The following is a 24,256-nucleotide window of genomic DNA, read 5'->3' as shown; positions in this document are numbered from 1 at the left end:
GCACCCAGCGCGGGCCCTACGGCGTTCACACGTCGTGGGGTCCGCCCCGGTGACCGATAGAAGTGTGAGGACTCGTGGCCACGACGCGTATGGCTCTCGAAGATCTGCCGGCAACCGTGCTGGCCGTCATTTCTGAACACACTGGTCCGGTACAGAAGATCGAATCTGTGGCGGAAGGATTCAACAGCGAGATTGCCGTACGCGTGTTCTCCGAATTGGGCGGTTGCTATGTGAAGGGGCTCCGAAAGGATCACCGGCGCGTCTGGACACAGCGCCGTGAAGCCGAAGTGAACCCCTTCGTCCGCGGTATCGCTCCCGCGTTGCTGTGGCGTGAGGAACGGGAAGGGTGGGACCTACTGGCCTTCGAGGCTCTGGACGGTCACCACGCCGACTACTCGGCTGGTTCTGCTGATCTTCCGAAGGTGGCCGACGCGCTTGTTCGTTTGGGAGAAGTGGCTTGTCCGGACATTGAGCTTCGTCACGCCGAACAACGGCTTGAGCAGTACGCGGCAAGCCCGGGAGATCTCGACTACTTCACCGGGGACTCGCTTCTTCACACGGACCTGAACAATGCCAACGTGCTCGTGGACGTGACAGCGCATCTCGTTGACTGGGCATGGGCGACCCGTGGAGCAGCATGGCTGGACGCGGGATACTGGGTCATCTGGTTGATCGCCGCCGGCGGGCACGATCCGGCTTCCGCTGAACAGTGGGCGGCACGAGTTCCCGCGTGGCAGAGCGCCCCCATCGCGGGGGTCACGGCTTTCGCTCTGGCCAACGCGAACGTCTGGGACGAAATCGGGGGCGCCGCCCCGAACGACTGGACGGCGCGAATGATGGACGCCTCACATCGCTGGGCGCGGTACAGGACAACCGTCTAGCTCACAGACCGCCCCGTCCGTCTGCCGTTCCCCCGTGGCGGATGGGCGGGGCTTTGCGTACGAGGCGGGGCTGACGCGCCCTGCCCCGGGTGGGTTTGGGGACACGGGCCGGGCAGGGCAAGGTCGGGCGGATGTTCCTGAACCCCCGCCTGACCGGGGCTGGGGTAGGCCTGTTCGGCTGGGCTGGGCGTTCCCAGGGCCGGCGCGCGTCCTCGGCGAGCGGCCGGGCCAGCCGCGGTTCGATACCTGTCCGCAGTGCCCTCCCGGCAGAACGCGTAGGCATTGCCTTCGCGGTACACGGCCACCGACCGGGTCGCCGCCGCAGGGAGGCGAGCGTAGCCAGTCAGGGTGTGGTGGTGGTCTCCGGTGGGGCGGGATCACCGCAGCACTTCCGGCCGGCGCGGAGCAGGGCGGGCGCACGGAAGCCTGTGCTCGACCTCCGGGGTGAACGCGAGCGGGCGCCCGAACCCGCCGCAGGCGGGAGGGCGTCCGGTGGGGCCGGGGCGGCGCCCGGGCGGCGTGCAGGCCGCTCGAAAGGGGGTCGGCGGCGAGTGGGAGGACCTCGGGGCCCGCGTGGAGCCACAGGCCCGAAGCGCGGTCGGCCCAGTTCAATCCGACCGAGTCAACCAAGATATGATCAAGTGATCCATATTTGGTCATTTGCGTTGACTCGGTCCGCAAACGGTCCTACGGTGCGGTCCAGGCTCAGCCCCGGCCGCGACCGCAACCGTCCGCTTCCCGTCCACGGAGACGGCCCCGCCGCTCCGCCGCCCACCACCGGCCTCCGCGAACGGCGCCAGAACGATCCCTCCGCACTGAGCAGTACGCCCGCGGATCCACCACCGCCGAGATCGATCTGGTGCCACACCCGCAGCGGCACCGGCCACGACTGCTGTGACGACGGCACCATCCGCACGCTGACGCGACCCCCTCAGGGGGCGCCCACCGACGCCGGGCTCCATCCGCTCCGGCCCCCGCGGGCGGCCCCCTCCCGCGATGCCCAGGTCCGGACACCCTCTGAAGGAGCAGACCGATGCCCCTCTCCCGCCGCAGCGTCCTCACCGGCGCAGCCGTCGCCGCCACCGCCGGCCTCAGCCGCTTCCTCGACGCCGCCCCGGCGCACGCGGCGTCCGGGCCCTACCGGGCGACTTGGCCGTCGGTGAAACGGCACAACCCGGCTCCCGAGTGGTTCCAGGACGCCAAGTTCGGCATCTACTTCCACTGGGGCGCCTTCAGCGTCCCCGCCTTCGGCAGCGAGTGGTATCCGCGCAACATGTACCGGGCCGGCACCCCCGTCAACAAGCACCACATCGCGACCTTCGGCGAACCGGCCGCGTGGCCGTACCACTTCTTCATCGACGGCGGCACGGACCGGACCGGCAACCGTCACCAGTTCGCTCCCAGGCTCGCCTCGCAGGGCGGCAGCTTCGACCCCGCAGACTGGGCGCGCCTCTTCAGAGCCGCCGGCGCCCGCTTCGCGGGGCCCGTCGCCGAGCACCACGACGGCTACTCGATGTGGGACAGCCAGGTCAACGAGTGGAACTCCGCCGCCCGCGGCCCCAAGCTCGACCTGCTGCGGCTCTTCACCGACGCGATCCGCGACCAGGGCATGAGGCTCCTGGTCTCCATGCACCACGCCTACCACGCCAACGGCTATTTCGCGGACGTGCCGGTCCAGTCCGACCCGAGCTTGAAGAAGCTGTACGGCCAGTTGGGGACGACCGCGTCCAACCAGCTCTGGTACGACAAGCTCAAGGAGGTGATCGACCGGTCCCAGCCGGACATCATCTACCAGGACTTCAAACTCGCCATGATCGACGAACAGCAGCGGCTGAACTTCCTCGCCTACTACTACAACCAGGCCGCGAGCTGGGGGAAGGAGGTCGTGGCCACCTACAAGGACGGCTTAGACGGCGGCGGCGCGGTCTACGACTACGAACGCGGCGGGCCCATCGACCTGCGCGAACCGTACTGGCTGACCGACGACTCCGTCAGCAGCTCCAGCTGGTGCTACACCACCGGCATCGGCTACTACAGCACCGCCCAGCTGATCCACGCCCTCGTCGACCGGATCAGCAAGGGCGGCACCATGCTGCTCAACATCGCCCCCATGGCCGACGGCGCCATCCCCCAGGCGCAGCGCGACGTCCTGCTCGCCATCGGCGACCATCTCGGCCGGTTCGGCGCAGCCGTGTACGACACCCGTGCCTGGAGCGACTTCGGTGAGGGCCCCACCAGGATGGGCGGCGGATCGTTCTTCGAACCGGTCCTCGGTACCCCCCAGGACATCCGGTTCACCCGGGACAAGGCCGGAACCGTCCTGTACGCCACCGCCCTCGGCTGGCCGGCCGACGAATTCACCAGCACCACCCTCACCTCCCGCCGCATCGACCTCGCCACCCTCGCCTCCGTCCAGCTCCTCGGCCCGGGCGCCGGCCAGACCACCCCCCTCACCGGCTGGGCCCAGGACACCGGCGGCCTGCACGTCCCGCTTCCTGCGGACCCCCCGTTCGCGGCTGCCGCCTACACCCTCAAGCTCACCTTCTCCGGAAGCATCCCGCGGCTCACGCCGACCACCCGGGTCACCGCCTTCAAGGACGTCGACCACCGCGGGGCCTTCGCCGAACTGCCCCTCGGGAGCTACACCCCGGCCCGGCTCCAGAGCGCCGGACTCCCGGCCCGGAGCATCTCCTCGCTCCAGGTCCCGCCCGGGTACCGGGCCGTCGGCTACAGCGGCGACGACTTCACCGGCACCTCCTGGACCTTCACCGCCGACACGGCCGACCTTCGCGCGATCGGCGCCAACGACAAGATCGCCTCGCTCAGGGTCATCCTCGACACCGACACCTGGTTCCAGGTCCAGAACGTCAAGAACGCACTGGTGATGGACGGCGGAGGCGCCGTCCCGGCCGGCTCCACCCTCAAGGTCTACAACCCGGGAGCCAGTACCAACCTCCAGTGGCACGCCCGCGACCTCGGCAACGGCTGCTACCGGCTCGTCAACCGCACCAACGGCCTGGTCGTCGACGCCACCGGGACCACCAGCGGCGGCAAACCCAAGCAACAGGCCTGGAGCGGCGCACACGGCCAGCAATGGCTGATCACAGACCACGGCCACGGCATCTGCACGATCGCCAACCGAGCCACCGGCCTGCTCCTCGACGGCGGCGGCAGGGCCAGCTCCGGCTCCCCGCTCAAGATCGGCCCCGCGGACACCAGCACCTACCGCCAGTGGACCTTCGCCATCGCGTGACCTTGTGGTTTCTGTCGTGGCCTCGAAGGTCAGCTCGACCATGGTCACCGGGTTGGGTATTCGCCGAACCTGACCAAGGACACACCGGACCAGCACGAAGGTCGTGAAGATGACTCTGCCGCGCCAGGATGCCCGCAGGGAGGCGTTCGCGGAGGCGTCACGCTCCGGGAGGACTTCTACGCCTGCCTGACCGGTCGACGCTTGAGCTGTTCGAGCTCGCGGACGCGTTGCCGTGTGCGGACGGGCCGGTGAAGTCGCCGGTGGAGCTGTCACTAGTGGCCGAGCACCGCCGTGGCCACGGCGGTGCTCTACGACGCTCTCAACCGGGGCCGGATCCACGTCGGGCAGCTGCGGCGGACGCTGGCCGCACTGTTCCAGCCGAGGGCGGCCGGTGGCCGGCTGGTCCTGGCGGTGGATGCGAGCAACTGGCTGCGGCCCGACGCCGAGTGCAGCGCGGACCGGCTGTTCTGCCGTACCTTCGGCCGCGGCCACCACCTGATGATCCCGGGCTGGCCGTACTCGTTCGTCGCCGCACTCGAATCGGGCCGCACCTCCTGGAGCCAACTGCTCGACGCCGTGAGGCTGGGGCCCGAGGACGACGTTGCCGAGGTCACCGCGGTCCAAGTCCGCCGGGTGGTCGAGCACCTCATCGCCGCGGGGCGCTGGCGGGCAGGCGAACCGAGTGTGCTGGTCGTCTAGTGCTCGTTGCTGCCCGCTGTCCCACCGGATCTCGCACCTGGCGAGCGGCCGGTCGACCCGTCGCCAGCCGTCGGCGTACTGAGCCGGGGCCGCGGACGCCAAGCCGGCCGGCCGACGTGCGTACGTACCTGAAGGTACGTACTTGATCAAGGGCCGGCGACCGGGAAGTCTTGTCGAGGCGCGCCAAGCCCGTCGTCCGATACCGCCCCTGTCCTCACGGCCAGGTGGTCCCGACCCCAGGCGGAGAGCAGTTCCAGCAGTTCGTAGAGCCGACGGCCCCGTTCGGTCAGCGAGTACTCGACCCGGGGCGGCACCTCGTCGTAGTCCTCCCGGTGCACGATCCCGTCGGCCTGGAGCTCCCGGAGCTGCTGGGTCAGCACCTTCTCGCTGATGCCGGTGACCAGCCGCCTGGTCTCCCCGAAGCGGCGCGGACGCTCGGAGAGCGCCCACATGACGAACGACTTCCACTTGCCCTCGAACACCCCGACGGCCACACCCATCCCGCATGTGTGCGGATCGGTCGCCGTCACGACCTCGGAGTTCCCCATGTCTGCTTCCCCCGTCACCGTTCTCGGCCTGGGCCCGATGGGCCAAGCCCTGGTCTCCGCGTTCCTGGCCGCGGGCCATTCCGCAACCGTCTGGAACCGTACTCCGGGCCGGGCGGACGGCCTGGTGGAGAACGGCGCCGTCGAGGCCGGGACCGCCGCGGAGGCGATCGCGGCGAGCGACCTCGTGGTGATCTGCGTGCTGGACTACGAAGCCGTCCGTGCCGTCGTCGCCCCGCACGCCGCCGCGCTCAAGGGCCGGACCCTGGTCAACCTCACCGCCGGAACCCCCGACGACGCCCGCGCAACTGCCGAGTGGGCCGACGCGCACGGTATCGGCTATCTCGACGGCGCGATCATGGTTCCGACGTACCTCGTCGGCGGCCCGTCCACCCTGGTCCTCCACAGCGGTCCGGCCGACCTGTACGAACGCCACCGGGACACCCTCGGCGCCATCGGCGGCGCCTGTGTGCACCTGGGCACGGACCCGGGCCGTGCGGGGGCGCACGACGTCGCGCTGCTCGACATCTTCTGGACGGCGCTGACCGGCGTCGTCCACGCCTTCGCCCTCGCCGGGTCCGAGGGCGTCACCGCATCCGACCTGGCCCCCTACGCCAAGGGCGTCGCCGCGCTCCTGCCCGACGTGATCGACGCGTTCGCCGAGCAGGTCGACACCGGCAGCTACCCCGCCGGGGGCTCCAACCTCCGCTCGGCGGCGGCGATCATGTCCCATGTCCTCGAGGCCTCGCGCAGCCGGGGCGTCGACAGCACGGTGATCTCCGCCGCCCATGAGATCGCGCGCCGGGGCATGGCGGCCGGTTACGCGGACGACTCCTACGCCCACGTCGCCGAACTCCTCCGCGGTTGAACCCGCCTCTCGTCCCAGCTGCGGTCCTCAGCCCGTCCGGCGATTGAGGACACGGCCGGAGGCCGTACCGGGGGTCTGGGGGCGGAGCCTCCAGTCACGGGAAGGGGCGGGGTGGGGAAGACCCCCCGCCCCCGGTAGCGTCGGGACATGGACGAGTTCGACCCCTGGTCGCCTGACTTCCTTCGGGACCCCTATCCCGCCTACGCCGCTCTCCGCTCCCAAGGCCGCGTCCACTACTACGCCCCCTCGGGGCAGTGGCTCGTGCCGCAGCACGCCGATGTGTCCGCTCTGTTGCGCGATCGGCGGCTGGGGCGGGCGTATACGCAGCGGTTCAGCCATGAGGAGTTCGGGCGGACCGCGCCGCCCGCCGCGCATGAGCCGTTCCATACGCTCAACGATCACGGGATGCTGGATCTGGAGCCGCCCGACCACACCCGGATCCGGCGGCTGGTGTCGAAGGCGTTCACACCGCGTACGGTCAGCGGGCTTCAGCCGTACGTGCGGAAGCTGGCGCGGGATCTCGTCTCCGGGCTCGTCGAGCGAGGCGGCGGCGATCTGCTCGCCGACGTCGCCGAGCCGCTGCCCGTCGCCGTCATCGCCGAGATGCTGGGGATACCCGAGGCCGACCGTGCGCCGCTGCGGCCGTGGTCGGCGGACATCTGCGGGATGTACGAGCTGAAGCCCTCCGAGGAGACGGCCGCCCGGGCGGTGGCCGCGTCCGTGGAGTTCAGCGCGTATCTGCGGGAGTTGATCGCCGAGCGGCGCAAGAGCCCCGGCGCCGATCTGATCTCCGCGCTGATCGCCGCGCACGACGAGGGCGACCGGCTCAGCGAGCAGGAGATGATCTCCACCTGTGTGCTGCTGCTCAACGCGGGCCACGAGGCGACCGTCAACTCCACCGTCAACGGCTGGCTGGCCCTCTTCCGCCACCCCGAGCAGCTCGCCGCCCTGCGGGCCGACCGCTCGCTGTCGTCCACAGCTGTGGAGGAGATCCTGCGGTACGACACCCCGCTCCAGCTCTTCGAGCGGTGGGTCCTCGACGACATCGAGATCGACGGGACCGTGATCCCGCGCGGCGCCGAGGTCGCGCTGCTCTTCGGCTCGGCCAACCGGGACCCGCAGGTCTTCGACCGCCCCGACGACTTCGACGTCGCCCGCCCCGAGAACCCGCACATCTCCTTCAGCGCCGGCATCCACTACTGCATCGGCGCCCCGCTCGCCCGCGTCGAACTCGCCGCGTCCCTGGAGGCGTTGCTCGACGGCGCCCCGAACCTGCGGCTGGCCGCCGAGCCGCGCCGCAAGCCCGGGTTCGTCATCCGGGGCCTCGAGGAGCTCCTCGTCGAGACGTGAGGGTGAGACCGGAGGCGCGAGACCGGAGGGCTCAGACCTGAGACCGGGGACCTCAGGTCTGAGATCGGGGACCTCAGGTCTGAGACCGGAGACGTACGACGCGGGGTCGCGCTCAGCTGTGCAGATCCCGGCGCCGCAGTCCCGCGAGCCCCGCCGCGACCAGACCCACCGCCAGCGCCGTCAGCACCAGCACCGGCGTCCAGGTCATCGCCGAGCCCGGCAGCTTCGGCAGGTGGCCGAAGGGCGAGAGGCTCATCACCGGCTGCGGCAGGTCCAGCGCAGGGCCGACCCAGCCGATGGCCAGGCAGATCCCCGCCGCCGCCCAGGACGCCGTCGCCGCCTTCGGGTACGCGCCCGTCAGCAGGACCGCCACCGCGCCCAGCACCCAGATCGCCGGGAGCTGCACCAGGCACGCGCCCAGGATCGGCAGGAAGTCCTGTCCGTGGCCGACGGCCAGGCCCAGGCCGCCCAGGGTCATCAGCAGCGCCGCGCCGCCGAAGGCGATGAGCAGATGTCCGCCCGCCCACTGGAGGCGGCCGACCGCGTTCGCCAGGATCGGCTCGGCGCGCTGCGAGGTCTCCTCGCCGTGCAGCCGCAGCACGGAGGCCACGATGTACAGCGCCGCGACCATGCCGAGCAGCCCGGCCATCGTCGCCAGGAACGCGTCCGTCAGACCCGACTGGCCGCCCATCCGCTCGATGATCTCGCGGCTCCGGTCGTTGTCGCCGACCAGGTCCGCCGCGCCGTCGGCCATTCCTCCGAAGACGGCCCCGGCGAGCAGGAAGCCCGCCGCCCAGCCGAGCACCGCGCCGCGCTGGAGCCGCCAGGCCAGCCCGCCGGCCGTGGCGATCCGTCCCCGCGCCGGCCCCGGCCGGGTCGGCAGGAAGCTCATGCCGACGTCCCGGCGGCCGGCCAGGGCGTACGCGAGGGCCCCTTGGAGCACGATCGCCGCGGCGATCAGCACCAGCGTCCACCACCGTTCGCCGGCGAAGGGGCGCAGGTTCTCCTGCCAGCCCAGCGGCGAGACCCAGGTCAGCGCGGACGATCCGTCCGCGGTCCCCGAGTCGCCGGCCGCCCGCAGCACGAAGGCCGCCCCGAGCAGCGCGGCCGTCGCGCCCTTGGCGAGCCGTGCGCTCTCGGTGAGCTGCGCGACGATCGCCGCCGCCGTGGCGAAGAGCATGCCGACCCCGGCGATCCCGAGCCCGAGGGCGAGCGCTCCGGCCGTGCCCTGCCCGGCGAGTCCGGCGGCGACGAGCAGGCCGACGGCCGCGTCGGCGACGAAGGCGGCCAGCAGCGCTGCGGTGAGCGGCGCACGCCGCCCGACCATGGCGGCGGAGAGCAGCTCCTGACGGCCCGTCTCCTCCTCCTCGCGAGTGTGGCGCACGACGATGATCAGGCTCATCACGGCGGCGAGGACCGCTCCGTAGCAGCCCATGCGCCAGGCGGTGAGCGCGCCGAGGGAGTCCCCGAAGGCCGGGCCGTACAGGGCGCGCATCGAGGAGTTGTCGTTCATCTTCTGCATCGCGTCGGCCCGTTCGGCCGCGGTGCCGTACACGCCCTCCAGGGCGCCCGGCATCGACACGACCAGCATGACGACGATCAGCACCCAGACCGGGGCCATGACGCGGTCGCGACGCAGGGCGAGCCTCAACAGCGCGCCCGTTCCGGCGAGTTGACGGCGTCCGCCGGTTCGCGAGGCGTACGCGGGGTCGGCGTCGGCCAGGGCGGCGGTCATCGCGACATCGCCTCTTCGGGTGCGTAGTGGCGGAGGAAGAGCTCCTCCAGCGTGGGCGGGGTGCTGGTCAGCGAGCGCACGCCGGACTCGGTGAGCGAGCGCAGGACGGCGTCCAGCTTGTCGGTGTCGACCTGGAGCCTGACGCGCCGGCCCTGGACGTCCAGGTCGTGGACGCCGGGGAGGGCGGCGAGGCCGTTCGGCGCGGCGGCGAGCTCGGCGGCGACGCTGGTACGGGTCAGATGCCGCAGGTCGGCCAGGGAGCCGGTCTCGACGGTCTGTCCCCGGCGGATGATGCTGACCCGGTCGCAGAGGCTCTCCACCTCGCTGAGGATGTGGCTCGACAGGAGGATCGTCCGGCCGCGGTCGCGCTCCTCGGCGACGCACTGCTGGAAGACCTCCTCCATGAGCGGGTCGAGTCCGGAGGTGGGCTCGTCCAGGATCAGCAGGTCCACGTCGGAGGCGAAGGCGGCGACGAGGGCGACCTTCTGGCGGTTGCCCTTGGAGTACGTGCGCCCCTTCTTGGCGGGGTCGAGCTCGAACCGCTCGATCAGCTCGGCGCGCCGGGCGGCGTCGAGGCCGCCGCGGAGCCGGCCGTAGAGGTCGATGACCTCGCCGCCGGAGAGGTTGCGCCACAGGGTGACGTCGCCGGGGACGTACGCGATGCGGCGGTGCAGCTCGACCGCGTCGTGCCAGGGGTCCTTGCCGAGGAGCTGGGCCGCGCCGGAGCCGGCGCGCAGCAGTCCGAGCAGGACCCGGATCGTGGTCGACTTCCCGGCGCCGTTGGGCCCGAGGAAGCCGTGGACCTCGCCGGTCTCGACCGCGAGGTCGAGGCCGTCCAGCGCGTGCGTCCGCCCGAACGACTTGTGCAGTCCGGCGACCGTGATTGCCTTCGTCATGATTCCGAACGTACAGTAGTTTCACAAACTTGTGAAGTTAAGGAATCGTATAAAGTCGCGTTGCGTACGGCGAGAGCGCGTTGCGTACGGCGAGCGAGGGAGACGATGAGCGACATGGCTGACGAAGAGGCGGTGTCCCGCTTCGTGGAGCGGTTCGCGTCCGAGCTGACCGAGGCCGGCATGCAGCGCATGGCTGCCCGGGTCTTCGCGGCGCTGCTCGCGTCCGAGACCGGGTCGCTGACCTCGGCGGAGCTCGCCGAGCGGCTCCAGATCAGCCCGGCCGCGATCTCCGGCGCGGTCCGCTACCTCGCGCAGGTCAACATGGTCAGCCGCGAACGCGACCCGGGCTCGCGCCGGGACCGGTACGTCCTGCACAACGAGCTCTGGTACGAGACCTTCACCCGCCGCGACCAGGTGCTGACCCGCTGGGAGAAGGTCCTGCGGGACGGCGCCCAGACACTCGGCCCGGACACGGCGGCGGGCGCGCGGGCGGCGGAGACGGCGGAGTTCTTCGAGTTCCTGCAGCAGGAGCTGCTGGGGATGATGGACCGCTGGCGCGAGCACCGCGCGCGGGGCAGGACGCGTGACGGTACGGCGGACGAGGGCTAGGGCGAGGCCCAGGGCATGCCCTGGACGAGGCCTGGTTCGGCGAGTGGGGGCGGGGCCGGCGGTCGGCGCACGGCCGCGTGGGCGGCGGTGCAGCCCAGGGCGAGGCCCGGAGAGAGGTCTCGAGCGAGGCCCGGAACCAGGCCCTGGACGAGGCCGCGTACGAGGTCCCGAACGAGGTTCCGTTCGGCGAGTGAGGGCGGGCCCGGCGGTCCGCGCCCGGCCGCGTGGGCGGCGGTGCAGCCCAGGACGAGGCCCCGAGCGAGCCCCCGTACGCGCCCCGGTTCGGTGAGTGAGGACCGGGCCGGCGGACCGCGCCCGGCCGTTCGGGGTGCCCCCCCCGCCGCTACGACGCGGGCAGCGACGGCAGTGTCAGACCCCACGCCCCCGGCGCCAGCGTCCATGTCCGCGACCTCACCGGGCCCGTGATCAGCGAGTCCGCGCGGTAGCGGAAGTCGGGGCCCGACACCGTCACCGACAGCGCCCTCGTCGTCAGCCCGCCCGGGGCGATCGTCACCTCCGCGCGGCCGTCGCCCGCGCGGACCGTCACACCCTCCACCGGGACGTCGAGGTCCGTCAGCACCACCCCGTCCGCCTCCACCCGCAGCCGGTGCGTGCCCACCGACGCCGAGGGCGGCTCGGGCCGCACCAGCGTCCGCACCAGCGAGCGGCACGTGCTCCACACCGAGACGCCGTTCACCGCCGTGGTGCGGGAGGAGGCGGCCGGGATCGTCAGACCGCCCAGCACCACGCCGTCGCTCTCGTCGACCAGCAGATCGAGCCGGCGCACCGCGCCCTCCAGCACCGCCCGCGCCGCCGCCACCGTCCCCTTCGGGACGCCCAGCGAGTGCGCCAGCTCCACTTTCGCGCCCACCGGGACCAGCGCCAGCGCGCCGTCGCCCAGCCGGCGGTCCCGGTGCAGCAGGCTCACCGTGCGCAGCAGCGTACGGTCGTCGCCCACCACCACGGCCCGCCTGTTGCCCCTGCGGGCGAGCGCCCGCGCGAACTCCTCAGGTCCCTCGGGGAGGCAGATTTTCGCCTCCGACCCGCCACACAGCACATCCTTCGCGATTCGCACGGACTCGCCGTCACTTCGGCGGGCGACCGGGTCGATGACCACCAGCAGCTGGTCGTGAGCCGACACCTCGGTCCTTCCTCGGGTAGCATCTTTGTGCAAGAGCCCCTTGCGCTATTGCGCCAGGGGCTTCGTCTATTCCGGGGCAACCGGTCCGAAGACTCAGGCACGGCTCAGGCCCCCTGACCTTGGTCTTGCCCCGCCCGGAAGGGGTGTACGCCTGTGCCCGCACTTGTGCTGCTCGGTGCTCAGTGGGGTGACGAAGGCAAGGGAAAGGCCACCGACCTGCTCGGTGGATCCGTGGATTATGTGGTGCGCTACCAGGGCGGCAACAACGCCGGTCACACGGTCGTCGTAGGCGACCAGAAGTACGCGCTGCACCTTCTCCCTTCCGGAATCCTCTCGCCGGGATGTACGCCGGTCATCGGCAACGGAGTCGTCGTCGACCCGGCCGTCCTGCTCTCCGAGCTGAGCGGGCTGAACGACCGCGGCGTCGACACGTCCAAGCTGCTGATCAGCGGAAACGCTCACCTGATCACGCCGTACAACGTCACGCTCGACAAGGTGACGGAACGCTTCCTCGGCAAGCGGAAGATCGGCACCACCGGCCGCGGCATCGGCCCGACCTACGCTGACAAGATCAACCGCGTCGGCATCCGCGTCCAGGACCTCTACGACGAGTCGATCCTGGAGCAGAAGGTCGAGGCGGCCCTGGAGCAGAAGAACCAGCTCCTCGCCAAGGTCTTCAACCGCCGCGCGATCGAGGCGCCGAGGATCGTCGAGGAGATGCTCCAGTACGCGGAGCAGATCCGGCCGTACGTCGCCGACACCACGCTGATCCTGAACAACGCCATCGACGAGGGCAAGGTCGTCCTCTTCGAGGGCGGTCAGGGCACGCTGCTCGACGTCGACCACGGCACGTATCCCTTCGTCACCTCCTCGAACCCGACCGCGGGCGGCGCCTGCACCGGCGCCGGCGTGGGCCCGACGAAGATCAGCCGGGTCATCGGCATCCTGAAGGCGTACACCACGCGCGTCGGCGCGGGACCGTTCCCGACGGAGCTGTTCGACGAGGACGGCGAGGCGCTGCGCCGCATCGGCGGCGAGCGGGGCGTCACCACCGGCCGCGACCGGCGCTGCGGCTGGTTCGACGCGGTCATCGCCCGCTACGCGACCCGCGTGAACGGCCTGACCGACTTCTTCCTCACCAAGCTGGACGTGCTGACCGGCTGGGAGCAGATCCCGGTCTGCGTCGCGTACGAGATCGACGGCAAGCGCGTCGAGGAGCTGCCGTACTCCCAGACCGACTTCCACCACGCGAAGCCGGTGTACGAGTACCTGCCGGGCTGGTCCGAGGACATCACCAAGGCCAAGACCTTCTCCGACCTGCCGAAGAACGCGCAGGCGTATGTGAAGGCGCTGGAGGAGATGTCGGGCGCGCCGATCTCCGCGATCGGCGTCGGCCCCGGCCGCACCGAGACGATCGAGATCAACTCCTTCCTCGCGTAGGACGGAGCCGTCGCAGACGGACGCAGGGCGTGCACAGGGACGTCCCGGAGACTCTCCGGGACGTCCCTCTCGCATGAGGCGGCGGGTCGTGGGGGCCGTGGGCGTCTTGGCCCGGGGCGGCCCGGCGCGGCGCGGCCCGGGCTGGCCCGGCAGGCCCGGCAGGCCCGGCACCGGTACGGCACTGCATGGCACGGCCCGGCACCGGCACCGCCTGGCGCGGCAGGGCCTTGCCCGGCTCAGCTCGGCTCTGCCCGGCACGGCCCGGCCGGCCCGACATGACCCGGCGCGGCCCGGCGCGGCATGGTCTAGCCCCGCCCGGCCCCGCACAGCCCCCCCGCCTAGAACCCGCGGACGTACTCGCCGGGCTCGCCGTCCGCCGACATCCCGTACACCAGCAGGCGGTCCTTGCCCTCGAAGCGGTCGATTCGCAGGTTCCGGGAGGAGCCGTCGGGGAAGCAGTCGGGGTCCGAGCCCTGCTCGGGCTCGGCGGGGCCGAGGATCACCAGCGTGCCCACGCCGCCGACCACCGACGTCTCCGTGCAGTTGACCGAGCCGGACGTCGGCTCGCCCGTCGTCTCGTTCCGACGCGGGGTGCTCTGCTCGAAGCGCACGAGCGGCGCGCCGACCGGCCCCTGCACGACCGTCACCCGGTAGCTCCACAGGTCCCGCTGGTCCGCCGGGATCTGGGTGTCCGGGATGTTCTTCCACGTGCCCACCATCTCCTTCGGCAGCGCCTTCGGCCCGCTCCCCGCCCGCCGGAACGTCGAGGTGAGCGTGCCCGACGTCCACTGCAGGACGTCGGGGGAGCGCACGGTGAGCTTCTGGTGCGGCGCGGGCTGGCAGCGCTTGGCGGGCACGCTCTTGGTCACGTCGCTCTCGCCGAACACGATCTCGTCGGCGTTCGCGGAGACGAGCGTGGAGCGCCCCATGCACAGGCGCTCGCCGCTGACCTGGACGTACACACCGGTCTTCTCGCCGGGGCGGCCCTGGGCGATCTCGATGCGGCCGGTCTCGTAGGGCGCGTCCTCGGCGCCCTTGAGCACGCCCTCCCACGCGCCGAGGAAGGCCGCGGGGACGACGCCGGGCAGCGGGCGCTCGCCTTGGCCGTCCTTGTCGGCGACCTGCCGGCCGCCCTTGCCGTCCTCGGGCAGGAAGAGAGCGACCGCCGCCCCGCCCGCCCCCAGGACGGCCAGCGTGCACGCGGCGGCGATCAGGACGCGCCCCCGGCGGCGCGGCTTCGGCGGCGGGGTGCTCGCGCTCGCGGCGCTCGCGATCGGGTCGCCGGTCGGGGCGTTGGTCGAGGCAGTGGTCCAGGCGGTGTTCGGCAGCCGGGCGTCGTCGCCGTCCGCGTCCAGCAGCACGGCCGCGTGCCGGCCCAGCCGGGCCAGCACCTCGGCGGGCAGCCAGGGGTCGGCCTGCGTCAAGGCGGCCGCGAGGGCGGCGGCCGCCGGGCGGGCCGCGGGGTCCTTGTCGAGGCACGCCCGTACGAGGGCGTCGAGCTCGGCCGGCAGCCCCTCCAGGTCCGGCTCGTCGTGCGCGATGCGGAACAGCATCGCGTGGACGCCGCTGTCCCCCGCGCCGAAGGGGGAGCGGCCGGTCGCCGCGTACGCGAGGACCGAGCCCAGGCAGAACAGGTCGGACGCGGCGGTCACCCGCTCGCCGCGCACCTGCTCGGGCGACATGAACCCGGGCGAGCCGACGACCGCGCCGGTGCTGGTCAGCCCGCCGTCCGTGACGGTGTCGACGGCCCGCGCGATCCCGAAGTCGATGATGCGGGGCCCGTCGACGGTGAGGAGGACGTTGGCCGGCTTGAGGTCGCGGTGGACGAGCCCGGAGGCGTGGATGTGCTCCAGCGCGCGGGCGAGCCCGGCGGCCAGGGACAGGACGGACGACGCGGGCAGCGGCCCGTACTCGCCCGCGCTCTGACCGCCGATCACATCGCGCAGGGAGGGGCCCGCGACGTACGCGATGGCCACCCAGGGCGCCTCGGCCTCGGTGTCGGCGCCCAGCACGGGCGCCGTCCCGGTCCCGCCGACCCGCTCCAGCGCGGCGACCTCCCGGGCGAACCGCCGCCGGAACTCGTCCTGGGCGGCGAGCTCCGCGTGCACCAGCTTCACCGCGACGGTGCGCCCGCCCGCCGAACGGGCCAGGTACACCCGGCCCATTCCGCCGGCGCCGAGCCTGCCGATCATCCGGAACGGTCCGATGTGGGCGGGGTCTGAGCCAGTCAAAGGGTCCACGTGAACAGAGCATGCCAGACCCCGCACGCGAGCCGCCCCGGGTCCTCGCACCCGGTCCGCCGCCGCCTCGGGCCCGTGGCGCGCAGGCTGTCCGGGACATGTCCCGGACGCGGCGAGCGGGGACGGCGCGTCCGGATCCCTTCTACGCTCGGCTCGTCGCGGTGCGCGGGCTCGGGATCGGGATCGGGCTCGTCCTTGGGCTCGGCTTCGGGCTCGGGCTCGGGCTCGGCGAGTCTCGTCGTACGCGTCTCGACTCGTCGCGGTGTACGTGTATCGGCTCGTCTTGGGTGTGCGTGTCTCAGCTCGACTTGGTGTACGTGATGGGCTCGCCCGTCGAGCCGACCAGCTCGCGCACCACGGTGGCGCCGTCCGGCATCGTCAGCCGGCTCCACTGGCCCGGCGAGCAGGACTGCGGGTCGCCGAGGGTGACCTGGGTGGGCCCGAGCTCCAGGGGCGGGCCCGACGCGCGCAGGGTCGCCGACCAGCGGCAGTCGTAGTTCGGGCCGGCGCCGACGAGCGTCATGACCTGCTCGCCGGTCCCGCCCTGAGTGATGGTCATGACACGGGTGTTGGTGCCGTCCGCGGTCTCGAACGAGCCGCGCCAGGTGCCGACGTACTCCGCCGGAACGCCGCCGGTCGCGGGGGTGCTCGACGGCGTTCCGGAGGGGCCCGAGACGTTCGGGGTGGTCGGCGCCGTCGGGTCGTCCGTGCCGGGCGTGCCGGGCGCGGACGCGGACGGCTGCTGCTTGCCGTCCGCCTTCGCGTCGCCGTCCTTGTTCATGAAGGCGTAGACGGAGCCGCCCGCGACGCCCGCGACGACCAGGGCCACCGCGACGAGGGCGATGGTGCTGCCGCCCGAGCCGCGCCGCGCGGGCTCGGGGGCCGGGGCCGGGAGCGGGAAGTGCTGGTGCTGGTACGGCTGGTGGTGCGCGGGCGGGTGCCCGTGGGGGTAGCCGTACGCGGGGCCCGGCGCCGCCATCGGGGGCGCGGGCGCGGCGATCAGTGTGGGGAGCGCGTGCTCGCCCTGGACCGGGCCGGGCACGGGCGGCTGCGGCGCGGGCTCAGGCGCCGGCGGCTGCTCCGGCTGCTCGACCTCCAGCAACTGCACCGCCTGGCGGCCGAGTTGGGCGATCAGCGCCCCGGGCAGCCACGGCTCGCCGTCCGCGTCCCACGCCGCGCGCTCCAGAATCTGCTCCAGCGACGGCCGGGCCCCGGCGTCCTTGGCCAGACAGTCCCGTACGAGGCCGAGCAGCCCCTCCGGGAGCCCCTCGAGGTCCGGCTCCTCCTGCGCGATGCGGAACATCAGCGCGTGCACCCCGCTGTCGGCCGAGCCGAACGGGAAGCGGCCGGTCGCCGCGTACGCGAGGACCGCGCCGAGGCAGAACACGTCGCAGGCGGGCGTCACACGGTCGCCGCGCACCTGCTCGGGCGCCATGAAGCCGGGCGAGCCGATGAGCGCGCCGGTGCGGGTGAGCCCGCCGTCGGCGACCGTCTCCAGCGCGCGGGCTATGCCGAAGTCGATGACGCGCGGGCCGTCGATGGTGACCAGGACGTTCGACGGCTTGAGGTCGCGGTGGATCAGCTCGGCCGCGTGGATGTTGCGCAGCGCGTGCGCGAGGCCGCAGGCGAGGGCGCGGACGCTGCGCTCGGGGAGCGGGCCGTGGCCGCCGGAGACGACCGAGTGGAGCGAGGGCCCGGCGACATAGCCGGTGGCGACCCAGGGGACGGGCGCCTCGGTGTCCGCGTCGAGCACGGGCGCGGTCCACTCGCCGCCGACCCGCAGCGCCGCGCGGACCTCCTGGCGGAAGCGGCCGCGGAACTCCTCCTGCTCGGCGAGCTCGCCGCGGACGAGCTTGACGGCGACGGTGCGGCCGCGGTCGGAGCGGGCGAGGAAGACCTGCCCCATGCCTCCCGCGCCGAGCCGCGCGAGCAGCCGGTACTCGCCGATGTGCTGTGGATCCCCTGGCGCCAGCGGCTCCATCGCCACGAGTCCTCCCCCGTACCCGACACGTGTGTCTGTCTCTTCGACGGAGGCAGGATAGTGCGACGAGCGCACGGCCTTATAGGTGATGAGCGCACGGCCCTCTAGGTCAGGATCTGGCCTAGACGGCGCCTACTGTCGCACTCACGCACACGAACCCCGTACGCGAGGAGACTGTCATGGCCGTCAAGCCGGTTCCCGAGGGCTACACCGCCGTCACGCCGTGGATCATCTCGCAGGACACGGCCGGCGTCATCGACTTTCTGAAGGCCGCGTTCGGGGCGGTGGAGCTGGGCCGGATGACCGGCGAGGACGGGCGCATCGGGCACGCGGAGGTGCGGATCGGGGACGCGGTCGTCATGCTCTTCGACGCGCCGAGCGCCGACTGGCCGCCGACGCCCGCGTTCCTGCGGCTGTACGTCGAGGACGCCGAGGCCGTCCACCGGCGGGCGGTGGAGTGCGGCGGCCAGTCGGTCACCGAGGTGACGCACCTCTTCTTCGGCGATCTGGTGGGCCGGGTGCGGGACCCCTTCGGCAACCTGTGGTGGATCCAGACCCACATCGAGGACGTGAGCGAGGAGGAGACGGTCAGGCGCCTGGGGGACCCCGTCTTCACCGCGGCCATGGACTACGTCACGAGCGCGGACTTCTCTCCGGGGACTCGCTGATCTCCTCGACGGCCCGGGAGAGCTGCTCCAGGATCCGCGCCGTCTCGGCGAACTGCTCGGGGCCGAGGACCGATTCGAGACGGCCCGCCAGCCACGCGTGACCGGGGTCGATCTTCGCGATGGCGGCGCGGCCGGCCTCGGTCGCGTGCAGCAGCTTGGCGCGGCGGTGGGCGGGGTTGGGGCCGTACGACGCGAGCCCCTGCTCCACCATGATGTCGGCGATGCGCTGCACGCTCTGGCGCGTGATGCCCATGGCGCGGGCGATCCCGGCGACGGTCTGCGGCGCGCGCGCCACCGCGCCGAGCACCTGCCACCGCGCCGCCGTCAGCCCGGCCTCCCTCGCCAGCTCGTCGGAGACGGCGAGGAACTGGCCGTTCAGCCGGAAGACGCCGAGGGCGGTTCGGGTGAGCAGTTCCTGGGGGTGGTTCTCGGGCCTCATGCGCTGAGGATCTCGTACGCCGAGGGGTCGGAGTCGTGGAACAGCCGGTACCAGGCGTCGAGCTTCTCGCCCTCGTACACCCCGAGCCTGGCGAAGACCTCCCGGGCGAAGGCGACGGGCTCGGTGGGCCCGGCGGTGATCAGGTCGCCGTCGGTGACGGCGTCGGCCTCGCGGTAGTGCTCGCCGCCCTTGTACTCGGTGGCGTCGAGGTAGAAGGAGATGGCGCTCGTGTGCGCCCGGTCGTCGAGCAGGCCCTCGCGGGCGAGCCCGGCGGTGGCGCCGCAGATCGCGGCGACGGGCACGCCGGCGTCGAGGAACGCGCGCGCCGTGTGGGCGAAGGGCGCGAGATCGTCGCCGGTGTCCCAGAGGCTCGCGCCGGTGAGGACGAGCAGCTCGCTGTCCTCGGGCCGCAGGTCGGCGAGTACGAGATCGGGCTGGACGCGTACGCCGCCCATGGTGGTCACGGGGTCGGCGGTGAGCGCGACGGTCTTGACGGTGAAGCCGTTCTGGGTGAGGTGAGCGGTGGTGTGCCCGGTCTCCCAGTCGGCGAAGGTGTCGTACACGGCGAGATGAACGGTCCTGCTGGTCATGGCAGCCTCCTCGGCGCATCAACTGAAGATGACAGTAGTCTGTCATTTGGACAGCATGCTGTCAATGACGGTCATGTGCGGGGGATGCCGGGCGGGATCTCGGGTGTCAGGCGGGGCGAGGGCGAGCGGGGCGGGCGAGCGGGGCCTCGGAACGGGCCCCAGGGACCCGACAACATGCCCAGAGAACCGGGCGAGGGCATACAAGGTGGCCATGTCAGCCCCGGTCCGGGCCTGCCTAGGCTGTCGGCCATGACCCCTCATGCCGATCCCCAGGCCGGCGCGGCCGTGAAGGCCGCAGACCGCGCGCACGTGTTCCACTCCTGGTCCGCCCAGGGCCTGATCGACCCGCTCGCCGTCGCCGGCGCCGAGGGCTCGTACTTCTGGGACTACGACGGGAACCGCTACCTCGACTTCACCAGCGGCCTCGTCTACACCAACATCGGGTACCAGCACCCCACGGTCGTCGCCGCGATCCAGGAGCAGGCCGGCAAGCTCGCCACCTTCGCCCCCGCCTTCGCCGTCGAGGCGCGCTCCGAGGCCGCACGCCTCATAGCCGAGCGCACCCCGGGCGACCTCGACAAGATCTTCTTCACCAACGGCGGCGCGGAGGCCGTCGAGAACGCCGTGCGGATGGCCCGCCTGCACACGGGCCGCCCGAAGATCCTCTCCGCGTACCGCTCGTACCACGGGGGCACCGCGACCGCGATCAACCTCACCGGCGACCCCCGCCGCTGGGCCTCCGACAGCGCCAGCGCGGGCGTCGTCCACTTCTGGGGACCGTTCCTCTACCGCTCGCCGTTCTACGCGGAGACCGAGGAGCAGGAGTGCGCCCGCGCGCTCCAGCACCTCGAGGACACCATCGCCTTCGAGGGGCCTGGGACCGTCGCGGCGATCGTTCTGGAGACCATCCCCGGCACCGCGGGGATCATGACGCCGCCGCCGGGCTACCTCGCGGGCGTGCGCGAGATCTGCGACCGGCACGGCATCGTCATGGTCCTCGACGAGGTCATGGCCGGCTTCGGGCGTACCGGCGAGTGGTTCGCCGCCGACCACTACGGTGTCGTGCCCGACCTGCTGACCTTCGCCAAGGGCGTCAACTCCGGTTATGTGCCGCTGGGCGGCGTGGCGATCTCCGGCGCCATCGCGGAGACCTTTAAGACTCGCCCCTACCCCGGCGGGCTCACCTACTCGGGCCATCCGCTCGCCTGCGCGGCGGCCGTCGCCACGATCCAGGTCATGGCCGAGGAGAAGGTCGTCGAGCAGGCGGCCCACATCGGCGCGACCGTCCTCGGCCCCGGCCTGCGCGAGCTCGCCGAACGTCACCCGAGCGTCGGCGAGGTGCGCGGCACGGGCGTGTTCTGGGCGCTGGACCTGGTCAAGGACCGCGAGACGCGCGAGCCGCTGGTGCCGTACAACGCGTCCGGCGAGGCGGCGGCCCCGATGGCCGCCTTCGCCGCGGCCTGCAAGAAGAACGGCCTGTGGCCCTTCGTGAACATGAACCGCACGCATGCGGTGCCGCCGTGCAATGTCACCGAGGCGGAGGCGAAGGAGGGTCTGGCGGCGCTGGACGCGGCGCTCTCGATCGCCGACGACCACACGTCCTGACGCCCGGGGGCGGCCAACGGGGCGCTGCCCCGGACCCCGCGCCTCAAACGCCGGGGAAACCCAGCTTCGCTGGCGCGACTGGATGTGCGGGTCGAGCCCGGGAAACCCAGCCCGTCCGGCGATTGAGGACACGGCCGAAGGCCGTATGGGGGCGTAGCCCCCTGGGGCAACGGTGAGATGCCCTGTGCGGGCGGCCCGCGGGGCGCTGCCCCGGACCCCGCGCCTCAATCGCCGGCGAGGCTGATTTGGGGGCCCTGCCCCCGCGCCTCAAACGCCGGGGAAACTCAGCCCGTCCGGCGTTTGAGGACACGCCCGGAGGGCGTACAGGGCCCGCACACCCCTACCCCACCGTCAGCACAATCTTCCCCCTCGTCCGCCCCAACTCCCCCAGTTCGTGCGCCTTCGACGCCTCCTCCAGTTTCAGCACCGTGTCGATCTCCACGCGGAGGCTGCCCGACTCGATCAGGGATGCGATCTCCTTCAGGCCGCCGTTGTCGGGCTCGACGATGGTGAAGCAGGCGCGCAGGCCCTGCTGTTCGGCGAGTTCCGCGAGGTACGTCTCCTCGGGGGAGGCGATCGAGACGAGGAGGCCGCCGGGGCGCAGGGTCTTGAGGGACCGGGGGCCGTACTCGCCGCCGATCGTGTCGAGGACGACGTCGATGTCACGTGCATGAGCGACGAAGTCGGCCTCTCGGTAGTCGATCACCTCGTCCGCCCCCAGCCCGCGGACGAAATCGTGCTTCGCCGCGGACGCCGTGCCGATGACGTACGCGCCGCGCGCCTTGGCGATCTGGACCGCGAGGTGGCCCACGCCGCCCCCCGCCGCGTGGACGAGCACCCGCTGGCCGGGGCGTACGTCCGCGGTGTCGACCAGGGTCTGCCACGCCGTCAGCGCGGCGACCGGCAGCGCCGCCGCCTCCACATGCGACAGGGACGCCGGCTTGCGGGCGAGGTGGCGGGCCGGCGCGGTCATGAACTCCGCGTACGCGCCCGCCGGCTGGGGCAGTCGGGGCATGCCGTAGACCTCGTCCCCCGGGCGGTACACGGTCACGCCGAGACCGACCTCCTCCACCACGCCGGAGACGTCCCAGCCGAGCGGCGCGATCTCGGCGAACAGACCGCCGGTCGAACGGTGCCACCAGTCCGTGGGGTTGACGCCGGCCGCGTGGACCCGCACGAGGACCTCTGACGGTCCCGGCTGGGGCCGGTCGATCTCGACGATCTTCAGAACTTCCGGGCCCCCGAGGGCGTCCTGGCCGATGGCGCGCATGCGGTCCTCCATGCAGTTGAGCTGCGGTTTCGTGGTCTGCGCATCACCCTGCCGGAGCTGATCACGCCTCACGAGTGGCCAGATGGCCACAGTGTGGAAGGATCTGGCCATGCATCGCGTCGTCGTCCTCGCCCTCGAAGGCGTCTATCCCTTCGAACTGAGCATCCCCGTAAGGATCTTCGCGACGGCCGAGGGGCCGGCCGGCGAGCCGCTGTACGAGGTGGTCACCGCCGGCCTCCGCAGCGGCGCCGTCCGCACCAGCGCCGACTTCTCCGTCACCGTCGAGCACGGGGCCGAGGCGCTGGCCACCGCAGACACCCTGGTGATCCCGCCGTTCTCCTGCGGCCCTGGCCCCGACAAGGAGCGGGAGTGGCTGCCGCGGCCGCTGGCCGAGGCGTTCGCGTCGCTGCGGCCGGGCGTCCGTACCGTGTCGATCTGCACCGCGTCGTACGTCCTCGCCTCCGCCGGGCTGCTCGACGGCCGGCCCGCCACCACGCACTGGAACGAGGCCGCCCACTTCCAGCGGAGCTTCCCCGAGGTGAAGGTCGACCCGGGCGTGCTCTTCGTCGACGACGGCGACGTGCTCACCGCGGCGGGAGTCGCCGCCGGCGTCGACCTCTGTCTGCATCTGGTCCGGCGCGACCACGGCAGCGAGGTCGCCAACCGGGTGGCCCGGCTGTGCGTGGTCCCGCCGTGGCGGGACGGCGGCCAGGCGCAGTTCATCGAGCGGCCCGTCCCCGAGCCGACGGCCGCCGCCACCTCGGCGACCCGCGCCTGGGCGCTCGGCAGGCTCGGCCGGCCGATCACGCTCGCCGAGCTGGCCGCGCACGCGCGGATGAGCGTGCGGACGTTCTCCCGGCGTTTTCGCGACGAGGTCGGGCTGACGCCGGTCCAGTGGCTGACCCAGCAGCGCGTGGAGCACGCCCGCAGGCTGCTGGAGACGACGGACTGGCCGGTGGACCGGGTCGCGGGGGAGGCGGGCTTCGGCACGGCGGCCTCGCTGCGGCAGCACATGGCGGCGACGATCGGGGTGTCCCCCTCGGCATACCGCCAGACGTTCCGCGCCCAAGAGCCCACGGCGAGCGCCCGCTAGCGCCCGACACCCCCTGCGGCGAGCGCCCGCTAGCGCCCGACCACCCCACGGCGGGCGGCCTCTGGCGTCCGACGAGATTGCGGCGGGCGGCCGTTAGCGTCCGACGGGCCTGCGGCGAGTGGCCGCTGGCGTCCGACGGGCCTGCGCCGAGCGGCCGTTAGCGTCCGGCGGGCCTGCGGCAAGCGGGGTGCCCCCGCGTCGGCGTACCGCCAGACGTTCCGCGCCCAGGAGCCCACGGAGAGCGCCCGCTAGCGCCCGACACCCCCCGCGGCGAGCGGCCTCCAGCGTCCGACACCCCCCGCGGCGAGCGCCCGCTAGCGCCCGACCACCCCACAGCGAGCCGCGGCCGCTGGCCTCCGAGACGAGCCCCCGCCGCCCTCAAGTCCCCCGCAGCGAGTGACCGCTGGCATCCGATGACCCCGCCGCGCCCCCCAAGCCCGCCCCCCCAAGTCCCCCCTCACCCCCGCGCCGGCTCGACCTCCAAAAAGCGGCGTCGGCGCGGGCCCCGGTAGAGCAGTGCCTCCCAACCCGCCGCCGCCAGCGTCGACGCGCACCGCGCCAGGCGTGTCTCCTCCTCCTGGGCCGCCCCGCTGCCGTGCGGGCCCGCCCACTCGACGCGGACCATGCGGGCGGTCTCCGACTCCTGGACGCGGTAGCCCGTCGCCGTCCTCGTGCCCGACGAGTCCACGGCGGACGGCGGGACGCCCGCCGCCTCCAGGGCGAGCGCGACCGCCCTGACCATCTGGTTCAGCTCCCAGGCCGCCGGCGCCTCGCCCGTCACCCGGCGGATCTGGAGCATCCCCGCGTACGCCGACCGCACCTGAGCGGCCCGCGCCGCCGGATCCTCGGGCGGCGGCCCGTCGCCCGTGGCGGCCTCGAACACGTCCCCCATGCCGCTCCCTCCGCAGATCCGTCACCGTACGCTCCTGGCAGCGTGACGGATCCCACAGCGG

At 72.5% G+C, this 24,256-nt stretch carries 19 protein-coding genes and 2 pseudogenes; 10 read left to right on the top strand and 11 right to left on the bottom strand.

The features are described from left to right. Positions 1–74: 74 nt before the first annotated feature. Positions 75–881, top strand: a complete 807-nt coding sequence (locus tag AB0M39_RS04160; RefSeq protein WP_365359925.1) for an aminoglycoside phosphotransferase — start codon at positions 75–77, stop codon at positions 879–881. Between the two features lie 91 nt (positions 882–972). Here AB0M39_RS04160 and AB0M39_RS04155 read toward each other — a convergent pair. Further along, positions 973–1,122, bottom strand: a pseudogene (locus tag AB0M39_RS04155) (transposase); the annotation flags it as partial. A 792-nt stretch (positions 1,123–1,914) separates the two neighbouring features. Here AB0M39_RS04155 and AB0M39_RS04150 point away from each other — a divergent pair. Next, complete coding sequence (locus AB0M39_RS04150) at positions 1,915–4,134, top strand: alpha-L-fucosidase (RefSeq protein ID WP_365359923.1); 2,220 nt, start codon at positions 1,915–1,917, stop codon at positions 4,132–4,134. Between the two features lie 109 nt (positions 4,135–4,243). Further along, positions 4,244–4,830 (top strand): annotated as a pseudogene (locus AB0M39_RS04145) (transposase); the annotation flags it as partial. Between the two features lie 149 nt (positions 4,831–4,979). Here AB0M39_RS04145 and AB0M39_RS04140 read toward each other — a convergent pair. After that, a complete protein-coding gene (locus tag AB0M39_RS04140) occupies positions 4,980–5,381 on the bottom strand; it encodes a helix-turn-helix domain-containing protein (RefSeq protein ID WP_365359921.1) in 402 nt (133 codons plus the stop codon). On the opposite strand from AB0M39_RS04140, the gene AB0M39_RS04135 reads away from it, so the two are divergent. Both AB0M39_RS04135 and AB0M39_RS04130 read left to right on the top strand, forming a co-directional pair. Then, a complete protein-coding gene (locus AB0M39_RS04135) occupies positions 5,380–6,246 on the top strand; it encodes an NAD(P)-binding domain-containing protein (RefSeq protein WP_365359919.1) in 867 nt (288 codons plus the stop codon). The two genes, AB0M39_RS04140 and AB0M39_RS04135, sit on opposite strands and share 2 nt — an antisense overlap. Positions 6,247–6,393: 147 nt before the next feature. Continuing rightward, a complete protein-coding gene (locus AB0M39_RS04130) occupies positions 6,394–7,596 on the top strand; it encodes a cytochrome P450 (protein WP_365359917.1) in 1,203 nt (400 codons plus the stop codon). Between the two features lie 112 nt (positions 7,597–7,708). Here AB0M39_RS04130 and AB0M39_RS04125 read toward each other — a convergent pair whose 3' ends face one another. Then, positions 7,709–9,331 carry an ABC transporter permease gene (locus AB0M39_RS04125; RefSeq protein ID WP_365359915.1) on the bottom strand — a complete coding sequence of 541 codons (1,623 nt, stop codon included), beginning with the start codon at positions 9,329–9,331 and terminating at the stop codon, positions 7,709–7,711. Further along, positions 9,328–10,227 (bottom strand): ABC transporter ATP-binding protein, encoded by a 900-nt coding sequence (locus tag AB0M39_RS04120; protein ID WP_365359913.1) that lies wholly within the window; start codon positions 10,225–10,227, stop codon positions 9,328–9,330. The genes AB0M39_RS04125 and AB0M39_RS04120 overlap by 4 nt, the downstream gene beginning before the upstream one ends. 105 nt (positions 10,228–10,332) lie before the next feature. On the opposite strand from AB0M39_RS04120, the gene AB0M39_RS04115 reads away from it, so the two are divergent. After that, positions 10,333–10,836: a MarR family transcriptional regulator gene (locus AB0M39_RS04115; RefSeq protein WP_365359911.1), complete on the top strand. Its 504-nt coding sequence runs from the start codon at positions 10,333–10,335 to the stop codon at positions 10,834–10,836. Positions 10,837–11,179: 343 nt separating this feature from the next. Here the strand turns inward: AB0M39_RS04115 and AB0M39_RS04110 are convergent, their stop codons facing one another. Next, positions 11,180–11,977: a diacylglycerol kinase family protein gene (locus tag AB0M39_RS04110; RefSeq protein ID WP_365359908.1), complete on the bottom strand. Its 798-nt coding sequence runs from the start codon at positions 11,975–11,977 to the stop codon at positions 11,180–11,182. A gap of 153 nt (positions 11,978–12,130) precedes the next feature. On the opposite strand from AB0M39_RS04110, the gene AB0M39_RS04105 reads away from it, so the two are divergent. Then, positions 12,131–13,417 carry an adenylosuccinate synthase gene (locus AB0M39_RS04105; protein ID WP_365359906.1) on the top strand — a complete coding sequence of 429 codons (1,287 nt, stop codon included), beginning with the start codon at positions 12,131–12,133 and terminating at the stop codon, positions 13,415–13,417. Between the two features lie 338 nt (positions 13,418–13,755). Here the strand turns inward: AB0M39_RS04105 and AB0M39_RS04100 are convergent, their stop codons facing one another. Beyond that, complete coding sequence (locus tag AB0M39_RS04100) at positions 13,756–15,657, bottom strand: serine/threonine-protein kinase (protein ID WP_365359904.1); 1,902 nt, start codon at positions 15,655–15,657, stop codon at positions 13,756–13,758. A gap of 298 nt (positions 15,658–15,955) precedes the next feature. Then, complete coding sequence (locus AB0M39_RS04095) at positions 15,956–17,638, bottom strand: serine/threonine-protein kinase (RefSeq protein ID WP_365360197.1); 1,683 nt, start codon at positions 17,636–17,638, stop codon at positions 15,956–15,958. A gap of 179 nt (positions 17,639–17,817) precedes the next feature. Between AB0M39_RS04095 and AB0M39_RS04090 the strand changes: the two genes are divergently transcribed. Beyond that, positions 17,818–18,306, top strand: a complete 489-nt coding sequence (locus AB0M39_RS04090) for a VOC family protein (protein ID WP_365359902.1) — start codon at positions 17,818–17,820, stop codon at positions 18,304–18,306. Here the strand turns inward: AB0M39_RS04090 and AB0M39_RS04085 are convergent. Beyond that, positions 18,272–18,745: a MarR family winged helix-turn-helix transcriptional regulator gene (locus tag AB0M39_RS04085; RefSeq protein ID WP_365359900.1), complete on the bottom strand. Its 474-nt coding sequence runs from the start codon at positions 18,743–18,745 to the stop codon at positions 18,272–18,274. The two genes, AB0M39_RS04090 and AB0M39_RS04085, sit on opposite strands and share 35 nt — an antisense overlap. Next, complete coding sequence (locus AB0M39_RS04080; protein ID WP_365359898.1) at positions 18,742–19,335, bottom strand: type 1 glutamine amidotransferase family protein; 594 nt, start codon at positions 19,333–19,335, stop codon at positions 18,742–18,744. The genes AB0M39_RS04085 and AB0M39_RS04080 overlap by 4 nt, the downstream gene beginning before the upstream one ends. A 249-nt stretch (positions 19,336–19,584) precedes the next feature. Between AB0M39_RS04080 and AB0M39_RS04075 the strand changes: the two genes are divergently transcribed. After that, positions 19,585–20,940, top strand: a complete 1,356-nt coding sequence (locus tag AB0M39_RS04075; protein WP_365359896.1) for an aspartate aminotransferase family protein — start codon at positions 19,585–19,587, stop codon at positions 20,938–20,940. A gap of 340 nt (positions 20,941–21,280) precedes the next feature. On the opposite strand, the gene AB0M39_RS04070 is transcribed toward AB0M39_RS04075, so the two are convergent. Continuing rightward, positions 21,281–22,210 (bottom strand): NADP-dependent oxidoreductase, encoded by a 930-nt coding sequence (locus tag AB0M39_RS04070; protein ID WP_365359894.1) that lies wholly within the window; start codon positions 22,208–22,210, stop codon positions 21,281–21,283. A 109-nt stretch (positions 22,211–22,319) separates the two neighbouring features. Between AB0M39_RS04070 and AB0M39_RS04065 the strand changes: the two genes are divergently transcribed. Further along, on the top strand, positions 22,320–23,303 hold the full coding sequence (locus AB0M39_RS04065; protein WP_365360195.1) for a helix-turn-helix domain-containing protein: 984 nt from the start codon (positions 22,320–22,322) through the stop codon (positions 23,301–23,303). A gap of 457 nt (positions 23,304–23,760) precedes the next feature. On the opposite strand, the gene AB0M39_RS04060 is transcribed toward AB0M39_RS04065, so the two are convergent. Then, a complete protein-coding gene (locus AB0M39_RS04060; protein WP_365359892.1) occupies positions 23,761–24,195 on the bottom strand; it encodes a hypothetical protein in 435 nt (144 codons plus the stop codon). Positions 24,196–24,256 lie beyond the last annotated feature (61 nt).

This window comes from Streptomyces sp. NPDC051907, assembly GCF_040681075.1.
Lineage (GTDB): Bacteria > Actinomycetota > Actinomycetes > Streptomycetales > Streptomycetaceae > Streptomyces.
Note: the sequence above shows the minus strand (reverse complement) of the source record. Positions and strands in the feature narration are given on the sequence as shown.

What these genes read in the sequence shown, in the direction of transcription:
- AB0M39_RS04150 (WP_365359923.1), top strand. Translation starts at nt 1,915, where the DNA reads ATGCCCCTCTCCCGCCGCAGCGTCCTCACCGGCGCAGCCGTCGCCGCC.
- AB0M39_RS04135 (WP_365359919.1), top strand. Translation starts at nt 5,380, where the DNA reads ATGTCTGCTTCCCCCGTCACCGTTCTCGGCCTGGGCCCGATGGGCCAA.
- AB0M39_RS04140 (WP_365359921.1), bottom strand. Translation starts at nt 5,381, where the DNA reads ATGGGGAACTCCGAGGTCGTGACGGCGACCGATCCGCACACATGCGGG.
- AB0M39_RS04130 (WP_365359917.1), top strand. Translation starts at nt 6,394, where the DNA reads ATGGACGAGTTCGACCCCTGGTCGCCTGACTTCCTTCGGGACCCCTAT.
- AB0M39_RS04125 (WP_365359915.1), bottom strand. Translation starts at nt 9,331, where the DNA reads ATGACCGCCGCCCTGGCCGACGCCGACCCCGCGTACGCCTCGCGAACC.
- AB0M39_RS04120 (WP_365359913.1), bottom strand. Translation starts at nt 10,227, where the DNA reads ATGACGAAGGCAATCACGGTCGCCGGACTGCACAAGTCGTTCGGGCGG.
- AB0M39_RS04115 (WP_365359911.1), top strand. Translation starts at nt 10,333, where the DNA reads ATGAGCGACATGGCTGACGAAGAGGCGGTGTCCCGCTTCGTGGAGCGG.
- AB0M39_RS04095 (WP_365360197.1), bottom strand. Translation starts at nt 17,638, where the DNA reads ATGGAGCCGCTGGCGCCAGGGGATCCACAGCACATCGGCGAGTACCGG.
- AB0M39_RS04090 (WP_365359902.1), top strand. Translation starts at nt 17,818, where the DNA reads ATGGCCGTCAAGCCGGTTCCCGAGGGCTACACCGCCGTCACGCCGTGG.
- AB0M39_RS04085 (WP_365359900.1), bottom strand. Translation starts at nt 18,745, where the DNA reads ATGAGGCCCGAGAACCACCCCCAGGAACTGCTCACCCGAACCGCCCTC.
- AB0M39_RS04080 (WP_365359898.1), bottom strand. Translation starts at nt 19,335, where the DNA reads ATGACCAGCAGGACCGTTCATCTCGCCGTGTACGACACCTTCGCCGAC.
- AB0M39_RS04075 (WP_365359896.1), top strand. Translation starts at nt 19,585, where the DNA reads ATGACCCCTCATGCCGATCCCCAGGCCGGCGCGGCCGTGAAGGCCGCA.
- AB0M39_RS04070 (WP_365359894.1), bottom strand. Translation starts at nt 22,210, where the DNA reads ATGCGCGCCATCGGCCAGGACGCCCTCGGGGGCCCGGAAGTTCTGAAG.
- AB0M39_RS04065 (WP_365360195.1), top strand. Translation starts at nt 22,320, where the DNA reads ATGCATCGCGTCGTCGTCCTCGCCCTCGAAGGCGTCTATCCCTTCGAA.
- AB0M39_RS04060 (WP_365359892.1), bottom strand. Translation starts at nt 24,195, where the DNA reads ATGGGGGACGTGTTCGAGGCCGCCACGGGCGACGGGCCGCCGCCCGAG.